Source organism: Streptomyces sp. NPDC046977 (assembly GCF_040644455.1).
Lineage (GTDB): Bacteria > Actinomycetota > Actinomycetes > Streptomycetales > Streptomycetaceae > Actinacidiphila.
Window position 1 is genome coordinate 63,919 of record NZ_JBEYWO010000029.1, and the last position, 23,446, is coordinate 87,364.

Below are 23,446 nucleotides of genomic sequence, written 5' to 3' on the forward strand. Positions count from 1 at the left end.
GACCGCATCATTCTCGCGAAGTCGCACACAGCGTACTTGTGGTGATCTTGATGGAGAAAGCCTCACTGACTTCACGTCTGCACGGGGCGGACCTGACCCGGCCGGGATGTGCGGATCGGAGGGTGGGACGCTTGCGCGATGACGCATGCCACCGCCGACGACTACCGCTGGTTCGAGGCGGATTTCGCCCGTCTTGCCGAGGCGTACTGCATCACGCTGGTCCGCGGAATCACACCACCGGAGGTGCTTCGGATCCTCAGGGCCGAGGTGCAGGGGCACAGCACAGGCGTGGTGGCGCTGGACGAGCACGCCTACGAAACGGCCCAGGTGCATGAGGGGACCCATGGTTATCTCGGTGTGGCGCCCCTCCACGACTGGTCGGTGTTGGTGGAGCCCAACGGCTACATCGGGACGCTCGACGGAGTCCTGTCGCGTCTGTCGGTCGGGCGCACGGCCGTGTCCCACTATCGGAATGTCAACGCGGTCGATCATTTCGACTGGTTCGAGGACGGGAAGCCGAAACTGCACTTTGAGCCGCTGTTTGCCTGGGACCGGGGTGGCAGCGACCCCGACTGCTTGGTGGCAGCCATGCGCGAAGTGGGCTTTGCGACGGAGGAAGGCGCCATCGATGATCTGGACGTGGTCACCGCCGCCACCTTCGCTCTCGCCGAACGCGTCACCGGGATCCGGCTCACTCCGGAGTTGCTGACGACCACCGAGTTCATCGAGGGCCTGGCACCGATACCCCGCGACTGACCGTTCCGGCCGGCCCGGAGGGGAGAACGAACTCCGCGCAGGGATGCCCCGGAGCCGAGGCCGAAGGCGGCTCCGGGGCGGCCGGGTCAGCGGGCCGGGGTGCGGGTGGACGCCGCGGCGCGCTCGTAGAACGCCGCGAGCTCGTGGGGGTTCTTGGTGTAGACGTCGATCTTGTGCACCACGCCGCCCGCGACCTGGTGGATCTCCACCATGGTCAGCGGGAACACCTCGCCGGTGGTGTGGGCCGTGAGGGTCCCCGTGAGTGTCCCGACCACGCCGGCCGGGCCCTGGAACACCTGGGCGTCGGTGATGGCGACGTCGGCGTGGGCCGTCATCGCGCCCAGGACCGACTGCGCGAAGGCCTCGCGGCCCCGGTGGACACCGCCGTACGGGAGTGGGGCCGGCTCGTCGACGATCACCTCGGGGGCGAGCCTGGCCAGCACACCCGCCACATCCCCCTTGCTCAACGCGTCGTACAGCCCGCGCACGACGTCCGCGGGGTCCGTCACGGCCTCGGTCCGCTCGTTCATCTTGTGCGTCCTCTCACTCGGGCCCCGGAGGATCGGGGCACGCACCATGCAACGCCGGACGGCGGCGACGGGGGAGTCCTTGCCGTGAGGGGTACTGGCAGGGTCCCCCACCCCTCGCGCCGCCTGCCTACCCTGTCCTCATGGACAACCGGGACGCAGTCAGCGCATTCCTCCGTTCCCGACGCGACAGCATCACGCCCGAGCAGGCGGGTCTGCCGGTGTACGGGCAGCGGCGGGTGGCCGGACTGCGCAGGGGCGAGGTCGCCGCGCTCGCCGGGGTGAGCGTCGAGTACTACACACGCCTGGAGCGCGGGAATCTGAAAGGTGTCTCCGACAGCGTGCTGGACGCCCTCGCCCGGGCGCTGCGGCTCGACGACACCGAGCGCATGTACCTGCGCGACCTCGCCCGCGCCGCGGGCCCGGCGCCCCAGGCGCGGTCCCCGCGGCGGGAGACCCGTCCGGCGGTGCGGCCCGGCGTGGCGCGGATCGTCGAGGGGATGCCGGAGCTGCCGGCGTACGTGATGAACAACCGGCTGGACACGCTGGCCGCCAACCCGCTGGGCCGGGCTCTGTACGCGGAGATGTTCGCCGACCCGGCGTGCGGGGCGAACGTCGCCCGGTTCGCGTTCCTCAACGCCGCTGCCACGCGGTTCTACGTCGACTGGGAGCGCATGGCCCGTTTCGCCGTCGGCGCGCTGCGCGTCGAGGCGGGCAGGAGCCCCCACGACCGCGAGCTGTCGAACCTGATCGGTGAACTGTCCACCCGCAGCGACGCGTTCCGGGTGCTGTGGGGGTCCCACAGCGTGCATGTCTTCCGCGACACCACGAAACGTCTCCACCATCCGCTCGTCGGTGACCTGGAGCTCGACCAGGAGACCATGAGCCTGCCGGACGACAGCGGCCTCAGCGTCGTCGTCTACAGCGCGCCGCCCGGAACCGCCGCGGCGGACGGCCTGAAGCTGCTCGCGGCCTGGTCCGCCACGTCCGGGCGGGAGCAGGACGCCGGGCGGGCGTGAAGCGCGGCGTGCCGGACGACGGATCGGCCCGGTACGGCGCGATGGCCGTACCCGGCCGATCCGCTCCTGTCATGTCAAAGGTGTTCGGCGCCGACGACTGTCGGCGCGGCCTCGGCATCAGGGGCTCATATGCGGTCCTGGAGCAGCGCGATGAGCTTCGCCTCGGTCTTCTTGTCCGCGTCCCGCTTGAGGGTGACGACCTGGATGGTGCAGAGGCGGTCGCCGAGGGTGAACCCCGTCATCATCGAGTTGTCGATCTGCTCCGAACCGGCCGTGTTCGGGGAGCCGATGCTCAGCGTCACGGACTGGTAGGTGTCGGGGTTCTCCCAGTTGCACACGCTCTCGCCCACCCCGGCATCGGGGTGGCCGCCGTCGTTCTCGCCGATGATCGGCGTGATCTCGTCGGGCTCGAGCAGTGTGCACGCGTCGACCTTCTTGCCGCCCTGCGAGGAGTCCTTGCCCGAGGCCGCTCCGGTCGCCGGGGCGGAGGTGCCCGAGGCCGAGGAAGAAGTGTCCGACGAGCCGCAGGCGGTGACCGTCGCGGCGAGGAGCACGAGGCCGGCAATCGCCAGGGGTGAAGACTTCACTGTTGTCCTCCGATCGTGGTGCAACGGATGGAGCGCGGCCCTCGGTGGACACGGTCCGCGGTGCGTGTGTCCGGTCCGCCGACGCGACCCGCGCTCTCGATCAAGAAGACGTCACCCCTGGCGGGGCGGGTTGCGGATCGCTGTCACAGGCCGGCAACCGAGTGTCACCGATGGATCACAGGGGTCGCACCGGGCGTTCAACTCCCGCGGCCTTCTTGCGCCGAGGCGTCCGGGTGCCCGTACGGCCGCGCGTCCCCGGCGGGCGGTTGTCACGGATCACCGGCGTTCCCGGTCGTGCCTGAGGACGGCGAAGCAGTCGCGCTTCGTCCCGGACGACGTTCCCGGAAAGGTTTCTCATGGCAGGCCATGATGCTCCCGAACGTGACGGCGACGGCCCGTTCCCGTGGTCGGCCGGTGCCTGGGAGCAGGCGTTCGGCTTCGACGGCGTTCACACGACCGTGGACAGGTACGGCGTCGTGGTCGGCTACAGCGGCTCCGTGTCCAGCAGGAGGGCGCTGTCCTACGCGGCCGGGATGGCGCGGCGTGCCGGCACCGTGCTCATCGTCGTCCATGTCACGAGGCAGAACGCACTCGCGTCCTTCCTCGGGTTCGAGGCGCCGCGCGTCCAGCGGGGCGGGCGTGACGGGATGCGCGCGCTGGCGCGCCGGCTCGCCCGCGAGGAACACCTGGCGGATCTGCCCTGGACCCTGGTCCGGCGCAGCGGCGTCATCGCCGACGAGCTGGAGACGGCCGGCCGCAAGTACCGGGCACGCGCCATCATCGTGGGGCAGTCGCGGGGGCCCGGCAGCAGGCTTTTCGGCTCGATCTCCCGCACCCTGGCACACCGCGCCCAGCGGCCGGTCATCGTCGTCCCCTGACCGGCCGGCGTACCGGGGCGGCAGCCGCCGGCGGGCGTCGGTTCCGTACCCTGGCGGCATGCGTATGCGCCCCACCTTGAGCTGGACCCCCACCGAGGACCTGCCTGCGGCCACCACGGATCTGGAGCCGGTCGCCGACGCGCTGGGCGCCGGCGGTGTGCTGGTGCTCAGCGGGGCCGGCATCTCCACGGAGTCGGGCATCCCGGACTACCGCGGCGAGGGCGGCAGCCTGAGCCGGCACACCCCGATGACCTACCAGGACTTCACCGGGGACGCCCAAGCGCGGCGCCGGTACTGGGCGCGCAGCCATCTCGGGTGGCGCACCTTCGGCCGCGCCCGGCCCAACGCGGGTCACCGCGCCGTGGCCGCGTTCGGGCGGCGCGGCCTGCTGTCCGGTGTGATCACCCAGAACGTGGACGGCCTGCACCAGGCCGCCGGCAGTGAGGGGGTCGTCGAACTCCACGGAAGCCTGGCCCGGGTGGTCTGCCTCTCCTGCGGCGCGTTCAGCCCGCGCGGCGAGCTCGCCCGGCGGCTGGAGGAGGCCAACCGGGGCTTCGAGCCGGTGGCCGCGGCGATCAACCCGGACGGCGACGCCGACCTCACCGACGAGCAGGTGGGGGACTTCCACGTGGTGCCCTGCGTGGTCTGCGGCGGTGTCCTCAAGCCCTACGTGGTCTTCTTCGGCGAGGCCGTGCCGCAGCAGCGGGTCGAGGAGTGTCGCGCGCTGGTGGGCGAGGCGGCCTCGCTGCTGGTGCTGGGTTCCTCACTGACGGTGATGTCCGGGCTCCGGTTCGTCCGCCAGGCGGCCCAGGCCGGGAAGCCGGTGCTGATCGTCAACCGGGACGCGACCCGCGGCGACCGCCACGCGCTCACCCGGGTCGCGCTCCCGCTGGGGACGGCGCTCACCACCGTGGCCGGGCGGCTGGGCGTCCCCGTCGAGCCTGCTCAGCCCGCGGCCGGCTCCGGGGTTCCGGCGGCGGACGCGGGTGCGGCGACGGCGTAGTCCGCGCAGGCGCTCAGGTACCTCTGGATCGCCTGCCGGTTGCGTTGCAGGACGTCGATGCGGCGTTCGATGCTGCTGAGCTGGCGGCGCAGTCCGTCCAGGTCCTTGGCCGCCGGGCAGTTTGAGGTGTCGGTCCTCTCCTTCCCGGCATCGAGGCAGGGGAGCACCTCGCGGATCATGTCCGTCGTGAGGCCGGCCTCGAGGAGTTCGCGGATCTGCAGGACGCGGTCGATGGCCGGTTCGCCGTAGGTGCGGTATCCGTTGGCGCCCCGGAAGGGGTGCAGGATGCCGACCTCCTCGTAGTAGCGCAGCAGCCGCGGTGCGACGCCCGTCCTCGCGGCAAGGTCTCCGATCTTCATGCACTCTCCTTCGTGGTGTCGGCGGGCGATCGCGCCGCCGCCGGCTTGACCTTCACATTAATGGAAAGGTTTAGCTTTTTTCCACGGCCCAGCCCTGCTCAGGCGCGTTGACCGAGGCCGCTTCGAGGAGAAATGCGAGATCGCGACATGACGACGACGGGTTCCAGGACGGACAAGGGCAAGCCGGGCGGCGGCGGATGGACCGCGGAGCGCATGGCCGGGCAGAAGGGCCGGACCTTCGTCGTGACGGGTGCGACGAGCGGACTCGGGCTGGTGACGGCGCGCGAGCTCGCGGCGCACGGCGGCCGGGTACTGCTGGCCGTGCGCGACGCGGCACGGGGAGAGCAGGTGGCGTCCGCACTGCGCAGCGCGTACCCGGGGGCCGAGGCGGAGGTGCGGCAGGTCGATCTGCTGGACCTGGACTCGATCCACCGGGCGGCGGAGGAGATCGGCCGGGAGGAGTCCGTCGACGCGCTGATCAACAACGCGGGCGTCTCCATGGTCGGGCACGGTGTCACCGCGCAGGGCGCGGAGCGTCATTTCGCGGCGAATCACCTCGGCCACTTCGCGCTCACGGCGCTGATGGCACCGGTGCTGCGACGCTCGCCGTCGCCGCGGGTCGTCACCGTGACCTCGTACCTGCACGAGAAGGGCGAACTCGATCTGGACGATGTCGCGTGGACGCGCGCGTACACGCCCCTCGCGGCCTATTCGGCATCGAAGCTGGCGAACGCGGCCTTCGCTGTGGAGCTGGCCCGGCGTGAGCAGGCGGTGCCGTCGCCGATCACCAGCGTTCTCGCGCACCCGGGCTACAGCAACACGCCGATGCAGAGCAAGGGCACCGGGATCACGGGACTGCTCATGCGTCTGTCCGGCCGACTCTTCGCGCAGAGCCCGCAGATGGGAGCCCTGCCGCAGCTGTACGCGGCGACCGAGCCCGGTCTCGCCGCCGGCACCTACATCGGGCCCGACGGCCGGGGCGGACGGTCGGGGCACCCCCACCCGGTGCCGTTGTCGGCGGCGGCTCAGGACCCGGAGCTCGGACGCCGCCTGTGGGAGCGCTCGCAGCAGCTGACCGGCATCGACTGGGACACCTCCCACGCCGCGAACACGGCCACGGGGACGGGCGCCTGACGCGCGGAAACGCGAAGGCCCCCTCCGGCCTTGCGTGTCCGAGGGGGCCTTCTGCCGCGGAGCCGCCCCATCGGGGCCGCCGTGAGCTCAGATCGTCGGGATGTCGTCGACGGTCTCCTGGTGCGGTTCGAGGATGAACCTCCAGCCGGCGCTGGGCTCCATGAAGCGCACTCGGGTGGGGTAGATGTCCAGGGCGCGGCGGTCACGGTTCTGGTTGTTCGTGCTCTTGCGCCCGCGCGCCGGCTCTTCGAACAGGTCGACCTTGACGTCCGGCACCGCGACGACTTCCTCGCTCCAGCGCTGGACGATTCCCGCGCCGAATGCCTCCCGCGCGGCGTTGTAGAGCGCCTCCAGGGATTCCTTGGTCCCGTCGGGCACAAAGAGGGCCAGGTTCAGCAGGACACCGGCACTCTGGAGAACCTCGATTTCCTCCCCGGCCTCGTCGGCGACCCGGATGCCGCGCTCCTCGGCATTGTCCGGAAGAACGTGCACTTCCTCACCGAAGATCGTCCTCGCGGTGAAGGAGCCACCCTCGAAGCTCTTGCCCGGCTTCACAAGGAAAGCCGGGGCGTAGCAGTCGAGTGCGAGGTCTTCCGTCGATGCCGAGACGAATATCGCGTCCTGGTGGCTCAGCTCGGCGACCTCTTCCGAGGTGAGACGCCGGGCCACAACCTTCTCGGTATTCACGCTGTTTCCCTTCTCCGTACAGCCAAGGACAGGGCGGCGGGCCGCTCTTCGCGGCCCGGCCGCGACCCACCTGTCGGCCCGGCGGTGACCTCGGGGTCAAGTGGTGCCGGCCGGGGGTGCGTCGCTCGACGTCGCCGCCCCGGACAAGATCCCAGACCCGGACCCGGGCAGCAAATCCGCCCGGGGAAAGCCTTACTGACCCCTTCGGGGGCGGGATTACGTGCCGGTTGACGCGGCCGGCGCCGGCCCGGTGGAAAGGAGCGGGGCGCGCGGAATTCGCCTTGCGACGCCGAGCGCCTCGGACGCGGCCGAATCGCCTCAATCGCCGGACCCCGCCGGCAGCCGGTCGTACCGGCGCCGTCATCGCGCCCGAATCCGGTACGCCAGGACTCCGGAGGGCACGGCGACCGCCGGCAGCCCGCCGCCGGTGTGAGCGCTGCCGAGCACCTCGTGGTGGACCGGGATCGTCAGCACGCACCGGCCGGTGCCCGGGTCCCAGAGTCGCACCGTCCGGTCCGGTGAAGGCGGCAGAAGGCGGCAGCCGTGAGGTGGGGCCTGTTCAGCGCATCGCTGTAGAGCCGCATCTCACGAGAAAAAGTGAGGGGAAGGCTCTCCCCATGCTTGCACCTGTGCGTAGGAGAGGGTTGTGAGGTCCGCCGGCCGGCCGTCGCGGATGGCCGTCGCGGTGCTCACCGCCGCGGCCAGGGCCCTGCGGTAGAGCATCGAGCCGAGGCTGATCCTGCGCACACCCAGTGCGGCCAGGTCGGCGAGGGCGGGTCCGGTCGGCGAGTACAGAATGTTCAGCGGGACGACGAGGGTTGCCGTCAGCGCGGCCATTTCGTCCGGGTCCGACAGCCCCGGCACGAACACCCCGTCCGCACCGGCCTGTTCGTAGACCGCGAGGCGCGCCGCCGTCTCCTCCTCCTGGCGTCCGAGCCAGTAGGTGTCGGTGCGGGCGTTCACGAACAGCTCCGGCACGGCGGCCTTGACGGCGGCGATCTTCGCGGCGTGCGACTCCACGGGGGCGAGGGTGCCGTCCGGGCGGCCGTCCTCGAGGTTGATGCCTGCGGCTCCCGCCTCGTGGAGCCTCCGGGCCAGCTCAGCCACCTCCTCCGGGTCCTCGCTGAAGCCCCCTTCGGCATCGACGGTGAACAGAAAGGAGCCGCGTCCGAGTCGGCGGGCCAGGGCCGAGGTCGCTTCGGCGGTCGCGGCCGCCCCGTCCGTCAGACCGGCGGCTGCCGCCACGCCCAGGCTCGTGGTGCCGATCGCCGCGAAGCCCTGCGCCGCCAGAGCGGCCGCAGAGGCGTGGTCCCAGGCGTTGGGAAGCAGCAGCGGGGTGGCCTGGTGATGCAGGCGGGCGAAGTCGGTCAGCGGGCGTCGGCGCAGTCCGTCGGCCAGAGCAAGTGCATGGGCCCGGCCGGGACAGACCCGCGGTGGTGCGCCGAAGGCGAGCGGCACGGGGTGCACACGATGGGCGGCCGCGAGATCCAGGAGAACCACATCGCCCTCGGCGATCTCACGACCGGCGACCCGGGTGGAACGCGTGGCGACCCGGCGCATCACCGATACCGGCGAAGCCTCCCGGAGCACCCGGGCCAGCGGTACGTCGCTGTCGGCCGCGGTCTCCACCAGGGCAGCCGTCGCCGCGCAGGCCTGCACCAGCAGCCCGATGCGGTTGGCAGCGGCCTCCAAGCCGTCCTCATCCGCGTTCCGTGGCGCCAGCCGCGCCATGAGGTGGGCCACCGCCTCGTCGGCGGCTGCGTCCGTACCCCCGAAGTAGGTCCCGGCAATGACGGTCACCGCCTCCGCGACCATCCTGGGTTCCGGCATCCCCAGGGCCTCGGCGAGAGTTTGCACCACCCGCACGCGTACCTGCCCTTCCGGCCCCGCCGCCACCGCCCGCCGTAGTGAGGCAGGCTCCAGCCGGGACAGTTCGGCCTCCACCAGAGCGCGCCGCCGCCGGTGCTGCTCACCGGAGCTGAATCGGGCCACGGTGGCACGCAGCCACGCGACACTCGCCCCGACGGGACCGTCGTCGGCAGCAGGCAGCTCCGGGACCAGTGCCGGGTCGGCAAGCGCCGCTCGCACGTCCTCATAGCGGTTGAACTCATGGATCGTCGACGTCATGGCCCTGACGCTAGGGCCGGGACAGTTCGCCGCTCCCCGAACCGTCCCTGCGGCATCATGACCTTGTGCCCCCACTCGCCGAGACCGCCGCCTTGTTCGCCGACCGCACCCGGGCCGCCTTCTGCCAGGCGCTGCTCGACGGCCGCGCCTGGACCGCAGGCGAGCTCGCCCGGTACGCGGGGGTGCGGGCCTCCACCGCCAGCGAGCAGCTTTCCCGCCTCATCGCCGGCGGAGTGCTGACCGAGGAACGCCAGGGCCGGCACCGCTATGTCCGGCTGGCCGACCCGGAGACGGCCGCCCTCGTCGAAGCCCTCGCCTCGTACGCATCGGACACCCCGTGCCCGCAGAATCTGCGGGAATCGGTGCGGCTCAGTGCCGAAGCCCGGGCCCGCACCTGCTACGACCACCTGGCGGGGCAGCTGGGCGTTGCCCTGGCGGATGCGATGATCGCCCGAGACCTGGTCGCCGCCGACTCCGGGCTCGCCGTCACCCCGGCGGGCCGGGCATGGCTGAGCGAGCATCTCGGCTTCGAGCAACCTCCAGGTGCCCGGCGGCCTCTGGTGCGAAGCTGCCTGGACTGGACCGAGCGCCGACCCCACCTCGCGGGAGCGCTGGGCGCGGCCCTGTGCACCACGGCGTTGGAACGGACGTGGGTGCGGCGCGTCGGTTCCGGGCGGGCGGTGAAGGTGACGCCCGAAGGGACCGAGGCGTTCCGGGAGTTGCTGGGAGCGGCGGTCTGACCACTCGACCTGCGCTCCGGGAGTGATGGTGTCCCGTCTCAAACGACCCGTCGCGGGAGTGGTTCGCCCACGCGAGAGGGCCGGCCCTTCGGGGCCGGCCCTCCTGCCTCAACGGGGTTCGCGTCCGGGGTGCGCCGGCGGCCCGTTCCTGGTGCCGCCGGCGCGGTTTCCGACGCTTCCTCCGGCTACTTGCGCTTCAGCGTGAAGTTGCCGGTGACCGTCTCCCCCTTCTTCAGCTTGATCGTCGTGACGGTCGGCTGGTAGCCGTCCTTGGCGACGATGACGGTGAGCGGGTTGTTGCGGACGTCGAGCCACAGTCCGTACGTGCCGTCCGCGGCCGTGGTGAGCGTGTAGGACGAGGCCCAGCTGTCGATCTGGACGGTCGCCCCGGCCAGCGGCGCGGTGCCACCGGTGGCCGTGTTGCCCAGGACGAGACCGGCGATCTTCCCCCAGGTCTTGGGCGGTGCGACATGCAGGGCGACCGGGATGCGCGGCACGGAGTACGGCGTGTCGGTGCCCACGCTCAGGCCGGCGGTCAGGTCACCGGGCTGGGTGATCGAGGCGGCCGTGGCGTCGAGCGTGACAGTGACGACCGCGCTGGCGCCGGGCTGCAGGGTGAGCTGCTGGACGCTCTCGGCGAGCCAGTCGACGTCGCTCGCCCCGCCCTGGTCGTAGCCGGGCAGCACCTCGACCTTGCTGATCGGCGAGCCGGGGGCGTTGCCGCCGCCGGCCTTGTAGAAGCCGGGCGCGCCGCCGCCGCGGTAGGTGGCGACGTTGGCGTTGGGCAGGGTGCCCCAGGTGCCGGACTTCGGGTCGAAGGCCTGGCTCCGGTTGGTCAGGGCGTTGTTGCCGACACCGCCGACCAGGATCAGACGGCCGTTGGCAGCGGCGTACGAGGTACCCCACTGGGCGGCCGGGACGTCGGCGAGCTGCGTCCAGCTGTTGGCGCCCGGGTCGTAGGAGTAGGTGTGGACGACGTCGTTCTCGTTGCCGCCCAGACCACCGGCGCAGTAGATCTGGCCGTCGATGGCGCCGCACGCCTCCCACGAGATGGCCTCGGGGTAGGCGGCGATCTGGGACCAGCTGTCGGTGCTCGCGTCGTAGACGCTGGCGTCCGTGGTGCCGCAGAAGTCGGCGCCGCAGCCACCGATCATGTACAGCTTGCCGTCGAGGACGGCCGTGCCGGAGCCGGCGTACGGCTTGGGCGCGGACGCACCGGTGGTCCAGCTGTTCGACTGCGGGTTGTAGATCTCCAGCTTCGCGTCCGGGGCGCCGCTCGGGCCCCAGCCGCCGACGGCGTAGAGCTTGCCGTCGATGAAGCCGTGCGCGGGGTCCTCACGGGTGTCGGACGCGCTCGCGAGCTTCGTCCAGCTGCCGGCGACCGGGTCGAGGACGTACAGGTCCTTGACGTCGGTCGAACCGTTGTACCCGAAGGCCGAGTAGACCTTGCCGTCGAGGGTGTCGACGGCGTTGTCCATGAGGGCGGTCGGGAGGTCCGGGGCCGTCTGCCAAGCGTCGTCGGCCGGGGTCGCGGCGGACGGCGCGGCCTTGGCGGACGACGCGTGGGCCTTGCTGGACAGTGCGGTGTAGTCACCCTTGACGGTGCGCAGGGCGGCGCCCTTGTCCTGCTGGGTGAAGCCGCCGGACTGCTCGCCGAGCTTGACCGTGGCGGCCGCGCCACCGGTGTTCTTGACGGTCAGCTTCTGCGAAGCGGAGCCGCCCCAGGCGACGGACGCCGAGACGGAGGCGGGCGTGATCGTGACCTTGCCGGCCTTGAGCTTGAAGTTCGCCTGGACGGCGCTGTCGGCCCCGGTCTTGGCGTTCTTGGTCAGCGAGGTGTACTTGGCCTTGGCCGCCGTGAAGGGGTGGCTGCCGAAGGCGGTGGAGACGAACGAGTAGAAGCCGTCGGGCAGGTTCGGGTCGTCCGGCGTGGCGACCGTGATGGCCTTCTCGGACGGCTTGTCCTGGCTGGTGACGGTGGCTCCGACGATGCCGTCACCGCTGTTGGCGTCGGTCACGTTGCCCACGACCAGGCCGGCGGGGACGGGAGTGAGCTGACGGTTGCCGACGAAAACGTTGTCGACGGACCACCACCATCCGAAGCTGCTGGTGAAGTGGAAGCGCAGCTGCACCGCCGGCTTGCCGGCGAAGTCGGCCAGCGAGGCCTCGATCCGGTCACCGGTGACGTCCGGACCGGCAGACCAGATCTTGCTCCAGGTCTTGCCGCCGTCGGCCGTCGCCTCGACTGTCGCCGACTGGCCGTTGTACGACTTGTACTCGGTGCTGAAGGCCACCTCGGGGTCGTTCTTGCCGGTGAAGTCGTAGACCGGGCTGAGCAGCGAGGAGTCCTGCGTGGCCCCGCCGCCGAAGTGGTCGCTGTCGGCGACGGCGAACGCGCCGTCACCGCCGGTGCGGTTGCCGCGGCTGCCCGGGTCGTCGAACTCCCAGCCGCCCGTGGTGCCCTCGGCGTTCTCCACCTTCCAGCCGGCGGGCGGGGCGTCGGTGGCGTCGAACGGCTCGTTGGTGCCGGTCACGTCGATCCGGTAGCCGGGCGGGGTTGCCGTCCAGGAGTCGACCGGGACCGAGATGCCCACCGTCTGCGCGGAGCCGCCGACGGTGACGGTCTTGCTGACGGCCTGGTATCCGGCTGTGGCCGACGCGACGTGCAGCGTGTAGGAGTGCCCCTGGGGCAGTTCCAGGCTGTACGAACCGGTGGCCGGGTCGGTCCAGACCGCGCCGGGGACGCCGTCCGCGGTGATCTTGGCGTACAGCGGCCAGCCGTGGCCGGAGCCGTCGGTGACCTTGCCGGCGATCGTCTGGCTGGGCACCGCGGCGAGGGTGAAGTTCTTGGTCACCGTGGCGTCGTCGTCGACCGCGACGTCGTCGGCCGAGCCGTCGGAGTAGCCGAACGCCTCGACGGAGATGTCGTAGGTGCCGGTGGCAACGGTCAGGGAGTACGCGCCCGTGGCGTCGGTGTGGGCGACGCTGTCGCCCGCGGTGACGGTCGCGCCGGAGATCGCCTTGCCGGTGGCGCTGTCGGTCACGCTGCCGGTGATGACGCCGTGCGGGCCGCTGCGGAACGCCGACAGACCGGCCGGGGTGCCGAGACCGGTCGGGCCGTCGTAGCCGGCACCGCCGGTGCAGAGGTACGCCGGGGAGCAGTTGCCGTTGCTGCCGGTGGTGATGTCGTTGATCCCGGTGCCCGCGGCGTACGGGTAGGCGTTCGGGTACGAGCCGGCGACCGGGGTGCCGGCGGCCGCGTACACCGAGGCGATGATCGGCGACGAGACGCTGGTGCCGCCGTAGACCGCCCAGCCGTTGTGGCCGTAGGTCTGGTAGACCGCGACGTCCTCCGCGACGGCGGAGACGTCGGCCAGCGCGCGGTTGTCGCAGCCGGTGTCGTGCTGGAAGGCGGGCTTGGGCTCGTACAGCGAGCAGCCCGAACCGGCGAGGTTCCAGGCGGCCTCGGTCCAGCCGCGGGTCGTGGACGGCGCGCGGGTCAGCGTGGTGCCGCCGACCGCGGTGACGTACTGCGAGGCGGCCGGGTAGCTCACACCGTAGCCGTAGTCACCGGTGGACGCGGTGATCGCGACGCCGGGGTGGTTGTAGTGCGCGTCCAGGTCCGTGGTCTCGGACGGGTCCTCGCCGTTCCCGCCGCGGTAGTCCGTGCCGTAGGAGTTCGAGACGTACTTCGCGCCGAGGGCGACGGCCTGGTCGACGGCGGCCGACAGGCTCTCGAAGCTGTTGTCGTCGGCCTCGACCAGCAGGATGTGCGCGTTGGGCGCGATCGCGGAGACCATGTCGAGGTCGAGCGAGATCTCACCGGCCCAGCCGGGGTCCGGCGCCGGGTAGTCGGTGCCCCCGCGCTGGTCCACCTTGCGGAAGCAGCCGTTGTCCGTGGTGCAGGCGGGCAGCCCGAACTGCGCACGGTAGACGGCGAGGTCCGCCTCGGCGGTCGGGTCGTCGAAGGCGTCCACGATGGCGACGGTCTGGCCGCCACCGCCGTCGGACGGCAGGTCGTAGGCGCTCTGCAGATCGGCGGCACCGTAGCCGGCGGGCGTCTCCGCCGCTGGCATCAGGCCCTTGGACGCCTTCACATCGGTGCGGCGCAGGGCGAAGCAGCTGAACTGGCCGGGCTTGGGTGTGTCACAGGTCGGTTCGAAGGACGCGCGGCCGGCGGCGGCCGGGGTGGCGGAGTGTGTGTCCGCGACACCCGTGGCTAATGCCGGTGCCTGCACTCCGAGCACCGCCATGGCGGCGGCGCCGAGGACGGCCAGGCCCCTGGTCACCGTCCGGCGGACAGGGTTTCTGGTTCTCGCTGGTCTCAACGTGACTCCCATGCGTGCTTGCTGGGATCGAGCCGTGTACGGCTCGCGGGCGGCGGTGAACGCCGTGGCGTTCACCCGGGCCCATTAGCGAGATCGGTCCTGTCCATGTCAATGGGGAGGCTGGGCGGGGTTGGTGACGGTGCGTGAGGGAACCGTTGCTGTAACGGGTCGCGTGAGCTGGGATTTCTGAAGGTTCGCGGCGGAATGCGTGTCTTCACGTGTTCGTTACGTGAACACCAGATTTCCGTGGCCTATGAATGTTCACGGAAAGTATTGTGGGCGTGAATACGACACACGACGGGAAGTCGCCAGGATCCGCAACGCCGCGGAGTTGTTTCCGACATGATGTGCGCTTGTGCCCAAGTTGCCTGCACCGAGCCCCGTTTCGGCCCGGGGCGGCCACGGCCCCCGGCCGTGAGCCCCGGCCCCGGCCCGGGTCGCGGCGAGCGCGCGCCGGGAGGCCCGCCGGCGCCTCAACCCGGGCGAAAGAACCCCTGCGCGAGCAGGTCCTGGTACGGCCCGGACTGGAATTGCAAGGGCGGGGCCATGTCGCCGAACGACTCGGTGAACGCCCCGGGTGACCGCGCCAGTTCCCGCAGGACCTGCGCCGCCGTCTCGTCGCCCGCAAGCCCGGGCGCCAGGGCGGCGCAGCCTCGAACACCCGGATGCGGATGCCCGAGCCAGCCCCGTGTGTCGCCGCCGAGTTGGCCGATGGCGATCACAACGGTAGCCACGTCGTAGGGGGAATCGGCGGCCCGGCTCAACGAAGCCAACTGCTCCACGAGCGCCGGCCGCTGCGCCGATGCCGAGGGATGCCGGGCCGGCGCACCGACGGCAACGGCTGCGCACGTCCTGCGCCTGGTACGTCCCGAAGCCAGGTGCGGCAGCACTCGTGCCAGGATCTCGGGAACCACGTCGAAGCAGGCGACCGCCGCCTGGTCGAGAACGAGCCCGCCCAGCCCTGTGCCGTCCTCCCACATCCGGGCCCGGCCATCGGCATCAGCTGACAGATGGACGGCCGTCCAGTCCCGCAGATCGGACACGCGGCCCGCCACTTGGGCCCGGATCTCTGCGGCCCGGTCGCCGAGATCGGCGGCGACGCCGACTTTGTACAGGTAGGCGAGCATGGCATCCGGCATCGAAGGATCGTCCGGCCACAGCGACGCATCGTCCAGGAACCGGCTGACCAGCAACGCGGTCGGCGCCGTCGCGGGCCACACCCTGCTGTCGCGACGAATCGTCGTCGACCAAAGGTGTGTGTACCCGTCGACGAACGCTTTTGGGTCATCGCCGAGGAGCGCTTCCAGATGCCGTGGCGTGTCGGACGCGGGCCCCAGGGCGTGGAACAGCCCGGCCCAGTCCGCGGTGTCCATGCGTACGGTCACAGCGGCGATCGTGCCAGACCGTCCAGTCGTGGCCGGCGGTGGGACGGCCCTCAGCCGCCGAGCGTCTTGTGCAGGGCTTCCAGGCCGTCTCGGTAGATGCCGGTGAAGAGGTCGACGACCTCGTCCTCCGTGGCGCCGGCTTTGGGGACGAAGCGGCCGGACCACTGGACCTCGGCCGCGTTCTCGTCGCCGCTGATCTCGTGGACCCGCAGGGTGGACAGGTAGTCGACGACGGGGAACGGTGCCTGCACGATGTGGTAGCTGTAGTAGCGGTGTTCCTCGTCGAACGCCATCAGGCGCTCCACGATGGGCTCGCCGTCGGGGTTCTTCAGGTGCCGTACGCGGCCGCCCTCCGAGAAGGAGCTCTCGGGGATGTAGGGCAGCCAGTCGGGCAGGGAGCCGAAGCCGCCGACGAGTTCCCACACGCGTGCGGGAGTGGCCGGGACGACCCTGCTGACGGATGTCGATGCCATGGCTTCTCCTCCGGAATCGTGGGGCGGGGGTCGCTCACGCTCCGCCGGGCAGGGGGGCCGCGGGGCTGACCAGGCCGGAAGCGCGCAGGTCGGTCCAGAAGCCGGCCGGTACCTTTTCGTCGAGTGCGGCGTGGTCCTCGATCGTGTGGGCGGGCTGGGTCGCGCCGGGGATGGCGGCTCTGGCGACGGGGTGTGCGAGGGAGAAGTGCAGGGCGGCGGCCTTGATGCTGATGCCGTGCCTGTCGGTGAGTTCTTTGAGCCGCGCGACCTTGGCCACGATGTCGGGTGGGGCGGTGACGTATTCGAAGTGGGTGCCACCGGCGAGGATGCCGGAGCTGTAGGGGCCTCCGACGACCATGCCGACGCCCTGTTCCTCGGCCATGGGCAGCAGTCGCTGCAGGGCGTGTGCGTGGTCGAGCAGCGAGTAGCGGCCGGCGAGCAGGAACCCGTCGGGCTGGGGTTCTTCGAGGGCGAGGGTGATCTCGATGGGTTCGGTGCGGTTGACGCCGAGTCCCCAGGCCTTGATGACGCCCTCGTCGCGCAACTTCGTGAGGACACGGAAGGCGCCCGTGCGGGCTTCCTCGATTTTCTGCAGCCACATGTCGCCGTGGAAGTCCTGGGCGATGTCGTGCACCCACACGATGTCCAGGCGGTCGGTTTGCAGGCGCTTCAGGCTGTCTTCGATGGAGCGTTTCGTGGCGTCCGCGGTCCATACGTGAAGCATCTTGTTCGGGCGTCCGTGGGCGAAGAGGTTGCCCTTCTCGCCGAGATCACGTGCGCTCGGGTCCTCCTTCTCGTCCAGGATGACGCGGCCGACCTTGGTGCTGAGCACGTAGTCGTCGCGCGGGCGACCGGACAAGGCCTTGCCCAGGCGTATTTCCGACAGTCCGGAGCCGTAGAACGGCGCGGTGTCGAAGTACCGGGTGCCCTGGTCCCAGGCCGCGTCGACGGTGGCGGCGGCCTCGTCCTCGGGAACCGAACGGAACATGTTTCCCAGCGGCGCACATCCGAATCCCAGGTGCGCCGGGAGGATCTGTTCGAGTTTCACAGCGTGTCCCTTCTGATGGCGCGGACTTCGACCGCGCAGGTCAGGGGGAATATTCAGGGGAAAATGGTGGGCACCAGACCGCCGTCCACGCTCAAGGCGGCCCCAGTGGTGGCCGACGCTTCGTCAGACGCCACGTAGGTGACGAGGCTGGCTATCTCCTCAGGACGTATCAAACGCTTGAGCAGGGACGTCGACGCCCGGCCACCGGCCACGTACCGGCGCTCGCGGTCCTCGTCGGACAGATCCGGATACAGCTGCGCCAGCATCGACTCCACCCCCCTGGTCAGGGTCGGCCCCGGAAGCACGCAGTTCACCGTGACACCGGTCCCGGCAACCTCCTGAGCGGTGCCCCGCGACAACGCCAATTGCGCGGACTTCGTCACGCCGTAGTGCACCATCTCCGTCGGGGTCTGCACCCCCGCCTCGCTGCTCACGAAAATGACACGACCCCAGCCCCGGGCCACCATCCGCGGCGCGTAATGCCGCGTCAGCCGTACACCGGAAAGCACATTGACTTCGAACAGCCGCAGCCAGTCGTCGTCCTCGATCTCGAATACGGGCGTGGTGCCGAAGACGCCGGCGCTGTTCACGAGAATGTCGACGTCCGGCAGCTGATCCAGCAGATCCGCGACCCCCTGTGCGGTGCCGACATCCCCGGTGATGCCACGGGCGCCCAGGTCCTTCGCCACCTCGTCCACCCGGTCGGCCTTGCGCCCGTTGACCACCACATCGGCTCCGGCATCGCCGAGCTTCCGGGCGATGGCCTCACCGATTCCCGAGGTCGATCCCGTGACCAAGGCGCTGCGGCCATGCAAGTCGATCATCATCGGCCTTCCCTGCCGGCCCCGCGCCGGCCGTCCGCCGGGGTACGGGGTCCTGTGAGAGGTGACATCGGACCTGGTCAGCGACCCCCCACGTGCCCTTCTTCGATCGTAGGTACGCATGCCTCGGACGCGCATCTTGGCGGCGGAATTGTGCGGGGGCCGTGAGGCTGTCTGCGGCGGGAGAAAACCGGGTGGCCTCGGCGCACCACCCGGGTAGGGTCGGGCAATGCCCGAGTTGCAGCGGTTGCATGCCCGCCATGCCCCGGCGGTCCTCGCCTTCGAGCTGGCGAACCGCGCCTACTTCGCTGCCTCGGTCCCCGACCGCGGCGACGACTTCTTCGACCGGTTCACCGACCGGTTCAACGCGTTGCTGGCCGAGCAGGAGGCCGGCATCTGCGCCTTCCACGTGCTCGCCGCCGAGGACGGCTCGGTGCTCGGCAGGTTCAACCTGGTCGACATCGAGGACCGCACCGCGGAACTCGGCTACCGGGTCGCGCAGCACATCGCGGGCCGGGGCGTGGCGACCACGACCGTCCGGGAACTGTGCCAACTGGCGGCGGCCGAGTACGGGTTGCGCACACTGCGAGCGGCCACCGTCCTCCAGAATGCCGCGTCTCAAGCGGTGTTGAGCAAAGCGGGGTTCGTCCCCGTCGGCCCCGTCGACCCGGCCCACCTCGGCGGCAAGGCGGGCACCTGGTACCAGCGCGACCTGGTGCACCCCACCGGTTGGGGAAAGGCCGTGTGAAGTGGGTGACCCTGGCCGGCCCCCCACGCCTTCCTCGCCGCCGGAACGGGCCCGTCAGGGCTTTTCCGGCTTGCGGGCCAGGAGGCAGGCGTGCGGTCTGTTCACCCGTCCGCCGGGCTCCTGTTCCAGTTTCGCGGTGACGACGAGTCCGGCCTGTTCCAGCAGGCCGGTCATGTGGTTCAGGGGCAGCAGATGCGACTCGAAGGACACGGGATGGCCGTAACCGTGGGTCCGCCGCAGCAGCTCATCGCCGACGTAGTCTCCCCAGAGCAGGTGGCCACCGGGCGCGAGCGTGCGGTGGAACTCGGCGAACACCGCCGGGAGCCACTGCGGAGGCGTGTGGTGGGTGGAGTACCAGGCCAGGATGCCGCCGAGCTCGTCGTCCCCCGTCTCCAGGGCGGTCATCGAGCCCTCGGTGAACCGCAGGTCCGGATAGGCGTGGCGGGCCAGCTCGATCATCTTCGGTGACAGATCGACGCCGAAGGCGGACACTCCCAGCCCGGCCAGGTGCGCCGTCACACGGCCGGGCCCGCATCCCAGGTCCGCGACCGGCCCCAGAGCGGCCGTCCGTACGAGTTCGGCGAACCCCGCCAGCATCGCGCGCGACAGCGGGTCCATCGCGCCCGGAGGCGGCACGCGTTCGCCGTAAGCGGCGGCGACCGTGTCGTACGACGCGCGGACGGCGGTCAGATAGGTGGGCTCAGCCATGCGGCCGACCCTAGACCAGCGCGAGATCCGGCGAGTTGGCCCAGCACAAGGCGAGTGGCCTGCACGCGCTTTCGTTCGACGTGCAGGCCACTCGGCCAGGTCACCCCCACGACGGGTCCCAGTTGGAGACGGGGGTGTTCCTGATGATGCGCCGGAGAGCAGCGATCATGGTTGTTCACCTCCTTTCGAGCGTGTGAGCCGGGGCCTTGGTGGTTCGGTGGAGGGCGAAGGGGCGGCAGATCGCGGCGTTGGTCACGAACGGGGACAAGTTGCCGCCTGCGACGGTGAGATGCGCGTCGCTCATGAGGGCGGTCACTGTGTCGACGATCATGGTGTGCGCGACCGCCGCTCCGGCGCAGATGAACGGGCCGGCGCTGTAGGGCAGGTAGGGGCCGTGTTCGTCTGTTTCGGCCCAGCGTTGCGGTCGGAACATGTCGGGCTGGGCCCAGCGGCTTTTGTCATGGTGCAAGAGGTAGGGGCTGACAGACAGGACCGTGCCGGTCTGGAAGGGGATCCCACCGAATTCGATGGGGTGGGGGACCGGGCGGCCGACCATCCAGACGACCGGACGATGTCGTGCGGCCTCGCGGGCGATCCAGTCGGCGGGCCATGGCGACGGGTAACCCGGTGTGTTGTGGAGGCAGGCCAGCAGCAGTGACCACGCCACCGCGTGGCCGACGGTCTCGACGATTGCCGAGTACATCTGCAAGTACAGCTCGGCCAGGGCGCGGCTGGTGACTTCGGTGGGGCATGCGCCGATCGCCGTGTCCAGCAGGTCGCGCGGTTCGTCGGCGCGGATGCCCTCTTCCCGGCGAAGCGTCACGTGCTCGGTCAAGGCCCGCTTCAGCTTCGGACGCAGCAGTTCCACCCGTGCCCGTTGCGTCAGGCGGGGCGCGCGCAGCAATATGCCGACGCGTACGGCTTGATCCATCAACCGGTGCAACGGTGGTGAGACATGAGGGTGCAGGAGCATGTCCGCAGTGCACTGGTACGCCAACCTGGTTCCGGCTGCCGGCCAATGACTGGTCTCGGGCAGTCCCGCCACGGCCCTGGCCACGTTCTCCCGGTATTCGGGCAAACGCGCCCGCATCAGTTTTCGTACGGCGCGGCCGAACTCGGTCTGGGCTGACCTCGAGGGCAGCAGGTCCCCGAAGAAGGTGGACCTCTCCGCGTTGAAGACCGGGTCGCGGAGCACCAGGAGCGCCAGGTCCGAATCGCCCACACACCAGGTGCCCCATGGGAGACGGAACACTCCCGATGGACTGCGGTGAGAGAATTCCTCGATATACCCCAACGGATCGCGTCGGAACCTGAGCATCTCCGTCATGCTCATCCAGGGCCCCTCTCGACGGATCTTGCGAGCGGTGACTGTCGCAACGCACTGTGTATCCACGGTGTTGGCGCCGTCGAAAAAGACTACTCTTCTATCAATCCCTTCGCATTTCGGCAAAACTGCCCGAATTTACTTCCTCTGTTGGGGAAAGCAAATACATCAGTGGCTCCAAAGCCCCGTCAGCAGCCGAGACCCGCCTGCCGTGCGTCGGGGACGGGGAGGTCCTGGTCGACCCAGACCACCTTGCCGCCGGGGACGGGGCGGGAGCCCCACTTGCGGGACAGGCTGGTGACGAGGGACAGGCCGCGGCCGTGCTCGTCCATGGTGCGTGCCTGGCGCGGGCGCGGGATGCACGGACCGGCGTCGGACACCTCGCAGGTCAGGACCTGGTGCTGGATGAGCCTCAGCTCGATGTGCCCGGTGGTGTGGCGAATCGCGTTGGTGACGAGCTCGCTGACGATCAGTTTCGTCGCGTCCTCGAGATCCCCCAAGCCCCATTCCGCCAGTTGACGTGCCGCCAGGTCGCGGGCGCTGCGCACGGCCGACTGGTCACTGGGCAGCGCCGTGGAAAGCACCCGGCTCGGGCTGAGCGAACCGGTCCTGACGAGGAGGAGCGTGACGTCGTCGCCCGGCGTCCGGCCGGGCACGCTCCGCGTCGCGGTGTCGCAGAGGTCCTCCAGGGTTCGGCCCGGTTGCGCGAGAGCGGTGCCGAGCCGGTGCATGCCCTCGTCGATGTCGTGGCCGCGGGCTTCGATCAGGCCGTCGGTGTACAGGGCGAGGAGACTTCCCTCCTCCAGTTCCAGCTCCACCGACTCGAAGGGGTCGCCCAGACCGACGCCCAAAGGCGCTCCGGTGGGCAGGTCGGGATAGGAGAAGCGCCCCTGCGGGTCGACGACCACTGGCGGGGGGTGTCCCGCCGATGCCATGGTGCAGCGGCGGGTGGACGGGTCGTAGACGGCGTACAGGCAGGTGGCGACGCCCCCCACCGGGGTGGCCCCGTCCACGAAATCGCCGTCCTGCTCGGTCAGCCGCTGGACCGTGTCGTCGAGGTGGGCCAGCAGTTCCTCCGGCGGCAGTTCCATGCCGGCGAGGGTGTGGACGGCGGTACGGAGCCGGCCCATGGCCGCCGCGGCCTGGAGACCGTGCCCCACCACGTCGCCGACAACCAGCGCCACCCGGGCGCCCGACAGCGGGATCACGTCGAACCAGTCGCCACCGACACCGTGCTCGATGTCCGCGGGCAGGTAGCGCGACGCCACGTCGACCGCCGTGCCACCCGCCAAGTGGCGCGGCAGCAGGTGGCGTTGGAGCGTGAGGGCGAGGGTGTGCCGGCTGGCGTACCGACGGGCGGCGTCCAGCGTCCGGGCGGTCCGGCCGACGAGTTCCTCGGCCAGCAGCAGATCGACATGGTCGAAGGGCGCGGGATCCGTCGTGCGGACGAACAGTGCCACGCCCAGCAGGGTGTGCCGGCCCTGGATGGGCACGACCATGATCGAGTGCATACCGTGGTCGCGGACTCCGTGAGCCAGGTCCGGCACGGCGTCGGACCATGTGCCGGCAGCGGTGGCCAGGACCGGTTGTATGTGCGACTTCCCGGCGCGCACGGCCGCGGTGAAGGGCGAATCGGCCGTCAGCTCGATCAACTCGCCTCGCGCCCAAGGGGATTCCGGTACGCCGTGGGCCAGGGAAGCCAGCCCTGCCCGCCGGAATGTGGGCAGCTTGCCGACCGGGGCGACGCCGACCGGGGGATCCTCCCCGAACGAGACCGAGTGCTCCAGGTCCACGGCGACGTAGTCGGCGAGCAGCGGCACGGAGAGGTCGGCCAGCTCCTGACCCGCCTGCATCGCGTCGAGGGTGCTGCCCAGTCGCGCGCTGGCCCGGCTGAGGACGGCGAGCCGGTCGCGGATCTGCCGGCTCGCGGCGACGTCGGCGCTGATCACACACAGCCCCAGCGATTCGCCGTCGGCGCCCTGGAGGCACTGGAACGAGGCCGCGTACTGGGAGCCCGAGCCCTCGCGGGTCTCCTCCCATGTCCGGTACTCGTGGATCCTGGCGTCGCTGCCCTGGACGACCTGCCGCATCACCGCCTCGATCGCCTCGGCATTGGCACCGGGCATGGCTTCGGTGAACCGGCGTCCGAGCCGCCGGCCGGGGGAGACTCCGTCGTGGCTCTCGGCGACGTCGTTCACGTAGGTGCAGCGCAGGTGACGGTCGCGAATACCGACAGCGATCGGTGCGCGGGCCAGCAGCGGCCCGCGCACCGTTCCGTCCACGGCGTCGCCGGACAACGGCACGGTCTCGGTCATGGACGCGAGCCACCGCGCTGTCCCCTTTTGTCCGCGCACCATCGTGATCCGCACGCTGACGTCGAGCACACGGCCGTCCCGATGGCGCACCGCCGTCGTCCCTGACCAGCCGTTCTCGGCACGGCAGCGCTCGACGAAGGCCGCGGTCGTCGTCGCTTCCGTGAAGGACGGCAGGACGAGTGCCGCGGACCGGCCGACGACGTCCCCGGCGGAGTACCCGACGAGCTGTTCGGCGGGGTGGGTCCATGCGGCGACTGTCCCTTGCTCGTCGAGCAGCGCGATGGCCGTGTCGAAGTCGTCGGACGCGCTCAACTGCTTACCGAGTGTCACTGCGTCGCGGCTGCTCATCATGGTCATCGAGTGCTGCCCTCGGAGGTCTGGGGAGTCGGCGGTATGACGGCGGAGGGTTGTCCGCCTTTGCACCGAAAGACCGGGGAGCGGCCGGTTCTGTGACAGCGCCGGGGCGGGTGCCGCACCCT

General features: G+C 70.6%; 21 protein-coding genes. 7 read left to right on the forward strand and 14 right to left on the reverse strand.

All coding sequences use genetic code 11. From position 1 onward, the window contains the following. Nucleotides 1-138: 138 nt before the first annotated feature. Complete coding sequence (locus ABZ883_RS33665; protein ID WP_360913022.1) at nt 139-756, forward strand: DUF6461 domain-containing protein; 618 nt, start codon at nt 139-141, stop codon at nt 754-756. A gap of 86 nt (nt 757-842) precedes the next feature. Here ABZ883_RS33665 and ABZ883_RS33670 read toward each other — a convergent pair whose 3' ends face one another. Beyond that, entirely contained in the window at nt 843-1,286 is a 444-nt protein-coding gene (locus ABZ883_RS33670; protein ID WP_360913024.1) for a nuclear transport factor 2 family protein, read from the reverse strand. Between the two features lie 140 nt (nt 1,287-1,426). Between ABZ883_RS33670 and ABZ883_RS33675 the strand changes: the two genes are divergently transcribed. Further along, nucleotides 1,427-2,302: a helix-turn-helix transcriptional regulator gene (locus tag ABZ883_RS33675; RefSeq protein ID WP_360913026.1), complete on the forward strand. Its 876-nt coding sequence runs from the start codon at nt 1,427-1,429 to the stop codon at nt 2,300-2,302. A 125-nt stretch (nt 2,303-2,427) separates the two neighbouring features. On the opposite strand, the gene ABZ883_RS33680 is transcribed toward ABZ883_RS33675, so the two are convergent. Further along, nucleotides 2,428-2,889, reverse strand: a complete 462-nt coding sequence (locus ABZ883_RS33680; RefSeq protein WP_360913029.1) for a DUF3558 family protein — start codon at nt 2,887-2,889, stop codon at nt 2,428-2,430. A gap of 356 nt (nt 2,890-3,245) precedes the next feature. Here ABZ883_RS33680 and ABZ883_RS33685 point away from each other — a divergent pair, with 356 nt between their 5' ends. After that, on the forward strand, nt 3,246-3,767 hold the full coding sequence (locus ABZ883_RS33685; protein WP_360913031.1) for a universal stress protein: 522 nt from the start codon (nt 3,246-3,248) through the stop codon (nt 3,765-3,767). Nucleotides 3,768-3,825: 58 nt separating this feature from the next. Then, the gene (locus ABZ883_RS33690) at nt 3,826-4,770 is read left to right on the forward strand and encodes an NAD-dependent protein deacetylase (protein WP_360913033.1); all 945 of its coding nucleotides are present in this window, start codon (nt 3,826-3,828) and stop codon (nt 4,768-4,770) included. Here the strand turns inward: ABZ883_RS33690 and ABZ883_RS33695 are convergent. After that, on the reverse strand, nt 4,713-5,129 hold the full coding sequence (locus tag ABZ883_RS33695; protein WP_360913035.1) for a MerR family transcriptional regulator: 417 nt from the start codon (nt 5,127-5,129) through the stop codon (nt 4,713-4,715). The genes ABZ883_RS33690 and ABZ883_RS33695 overlap by 58 nt on opposite strands. Before the next feature lie 132 nt (nt 5,130-5,261). Between ABZ883_RS33695 and ABZ883_RS33700 the strand changes: the two genes are divergently transcribed. After that, nucleotides 5,262-6,263, forward strand: a complete 1,002-nt coding sequence (locus ABZ883_RS33700; protein WP_360913037.1) for an oxidoreductase — start codon at nt 5,262-5,264, stop codon at nt 6,261-6,263. An 87-nt stretch (nt 6,264-6,350) separates the two neighbouring features. On the opposite strand, the gene ABZ883_RS33705 is transcribed toward ABZ883_RS33700, so the two are convergent. The 3 genes from ABZ883_RS33705 to ABZ883_RS33715 all read right to left on the reverse strand — a co-directional run bounded on the left by ABZ883_RS33705 (nt 6,351) and on the right by ABZ883_RS33715 (nt 9,077). Beyond that, nucleotides 6,351-6,950, reverse strand: coding sequence for a hypothetical protein (locus ABZ883_RS33705; protein ID WP_360913039.1), 600 nt, complete (start codon nt 6,948-6,950; stop codon nt 6,351-6,353). 360 nt (nt 6,951-7,310) lie between these two features. Further along, nucleotides 7,311-7,457: a hypothetical protein gene (locus tag ABZ883_RS33710; protein ID WP_360913041.1), complete on the reverse strand. Its 147-nt coding sequence runs from the start codon at nt 7,455-7,457 to the stop codon at nt 7,311-7,313. Between the two features lie 78 nt (nt 7,458-7,535). After that, the gene (locus tag ABZ883_RS33715) at nt 7,536-9,077 is read right to left on the reverse strand and encodes an isocitrate lyase/phosphoenolpyruvate mutase family protein (protein WP_360913043.1); all 1,542 of its coding nucleotides are present in this window, start codon (nt 9,075-9,077) and stop codon (nt 7,536-7,538) included. A 65-nt stretch (nt 9,078-9,142) separates the two neighbouring features. On the opposite strand from ABZ883_RS33715, the gene ABZ883_RS33720 reads away from it, so the two are divergent. Continuing rightward, complete coding sequence (locus ABZ883_RS33720) at nt 9,143-9,817, forward strand: winged helix-turn-helix domain-containing protein (RefSeq protein ID WP_360913045.1); 675 nt, start codon at nt 9,143-9,145, stop codon at nt 9,815-9,817. Nucleotides 9,818-10,002: 185 nt separating this feature from the next. On the opposite strand, the gene ABZ883_RS33725 is transcribed toward ABZ883_RS33720, so the two are convergent. The 5 genes from ABZ883_RS33725 to ABZ883_RS33745 all read right to left on the reverse strand — a co-directional run bounded on the left by ABZ883_RS33725 (nt 10,003) and on the right by ABZ883_RS33745 (nt 17,878). Further along, nucleotides 10,003-14,070, reverse strand: a complete 4,068-nt coding sequence (locus ABZ883_RS33725) for a carboxypeptidase regulatory-like domain-containing protein (protein ID WP_360913131.1) — start codon at nt 14,068-14,070, stop codon at nt 10,003-10,005. A 548-nt stretch (nt 14,071-14,618) separates the two neighbouring features. Continuing rightward, the gene (locus ABZ883_RS33730) at nt 14,619-15,530 is read right to left on the reverse strand and encodes a HEAT repeat domain-containing protein (RefSeq protein ID WP_360913047.1); all 912 of its coding nucleotides are present in this window, start codon (nt 15,528-15,530) and stop codon (nt 14,619-14,621) included. A 50-nt stretch (nt 15,531-15,580) separates the two neighbouring features. Continuing rightward, nucleotides 15,581-16,003, reverse strand: a complete 423-nt coding sequence (locus tag ABZ883_RS33735; protein WP_360913049.1) for an SRPBCC family protein — start codon at nt 16,001-16,003, stop codon at nt 15,581-15,583. 34 nt (nt 16,004-16,037) lie between these two features. Next, the gene (locus ABZ883_RS33740; protein ID WP_360913051.1) at nt 16,038-17,051 is read right to left on the reverse strand and encodes an aldo/keto reductase; all 1,014 of its coding nucleotides are present in this window, start codon (nt 17,049-17,051) and stop codon (nt 16,038-16,040) included. A gap of 53 nt (nt 17,052-17,104) precedes the next feature. Next, the gene (locus ABZ883_RS33745; protein WP_360913053.1) at nt 17,105-17,878 is read right to left on the reverse strand and encodes an SDR family oxidoreductase; all 774 of its coding nucleotides are present in this window, start codon (nt 17,876-17,878) and stop codon (nt 17,105-17,107) included. Nucleotides 17,879-18,101: 223 nt separating this feature from the next. Between ABZ883_RS33745 and ABZ883_RS33750 the strand changes: the two genes are divergently transcribed. Next, nucleotides 18,102-18,620 (forward strand): GNAT family protein, encoded by a 519-nt coding sequence (locus ABZ883_RS33750; protein WP_360913055.1) that lies wholly within the window; start codon nt 18,102-18,104, stop codon nt 18,618-18,620. A 54-nt stretch (nt 18,621-18,674) separates the two neighbouring features. On the opposite strand, the gene ABZ883_RS33755 is transcribed toward ABZ883_RS33750, so the two are convergent. The 3 genes from ABZ883_RS33755 to ABZ883_RS33765 form a co-directional block, all read right to left on the reverse strand. After that, complete coding sequence (locus ABZ883_RS33755; RefSeq protein WP_360913057.1) at nt 18,675-19,328, reverse strand: class I SAM-dependent methyltransferase; 654 nt, start codon at nt 19,326-19,328, stop codon at nt 18,675-18,677. A 175-nt stretch (nt 19,329-19,503) separates the two neighbouring features. Continuing rightward, complete coding sequence (locus ABZ883_RS33760) at nt 19,504-20,661, reverse strand: cytochrome P450 (RefSeq protein WP_360913059.1); 1,158 nt, start codon at nt 20,659-20,661, stop codon at nt 19,504-19,506. Nucleotides 20,662-20,840: 179 nt separating this feature from the next. Then, a complete protein-coding gene (locus tag ABZ883_RS33765) occupies nt 20,841-23,324 on the reverse strand; it encodes a SpoIIE family protein phosphatase (RefSeq protein WP_360913061.1) in 2,484 nt (827 codons plus the stop codon). Nucleotides 23,325-23,446 lie beyond the last annotated feature (122 nt).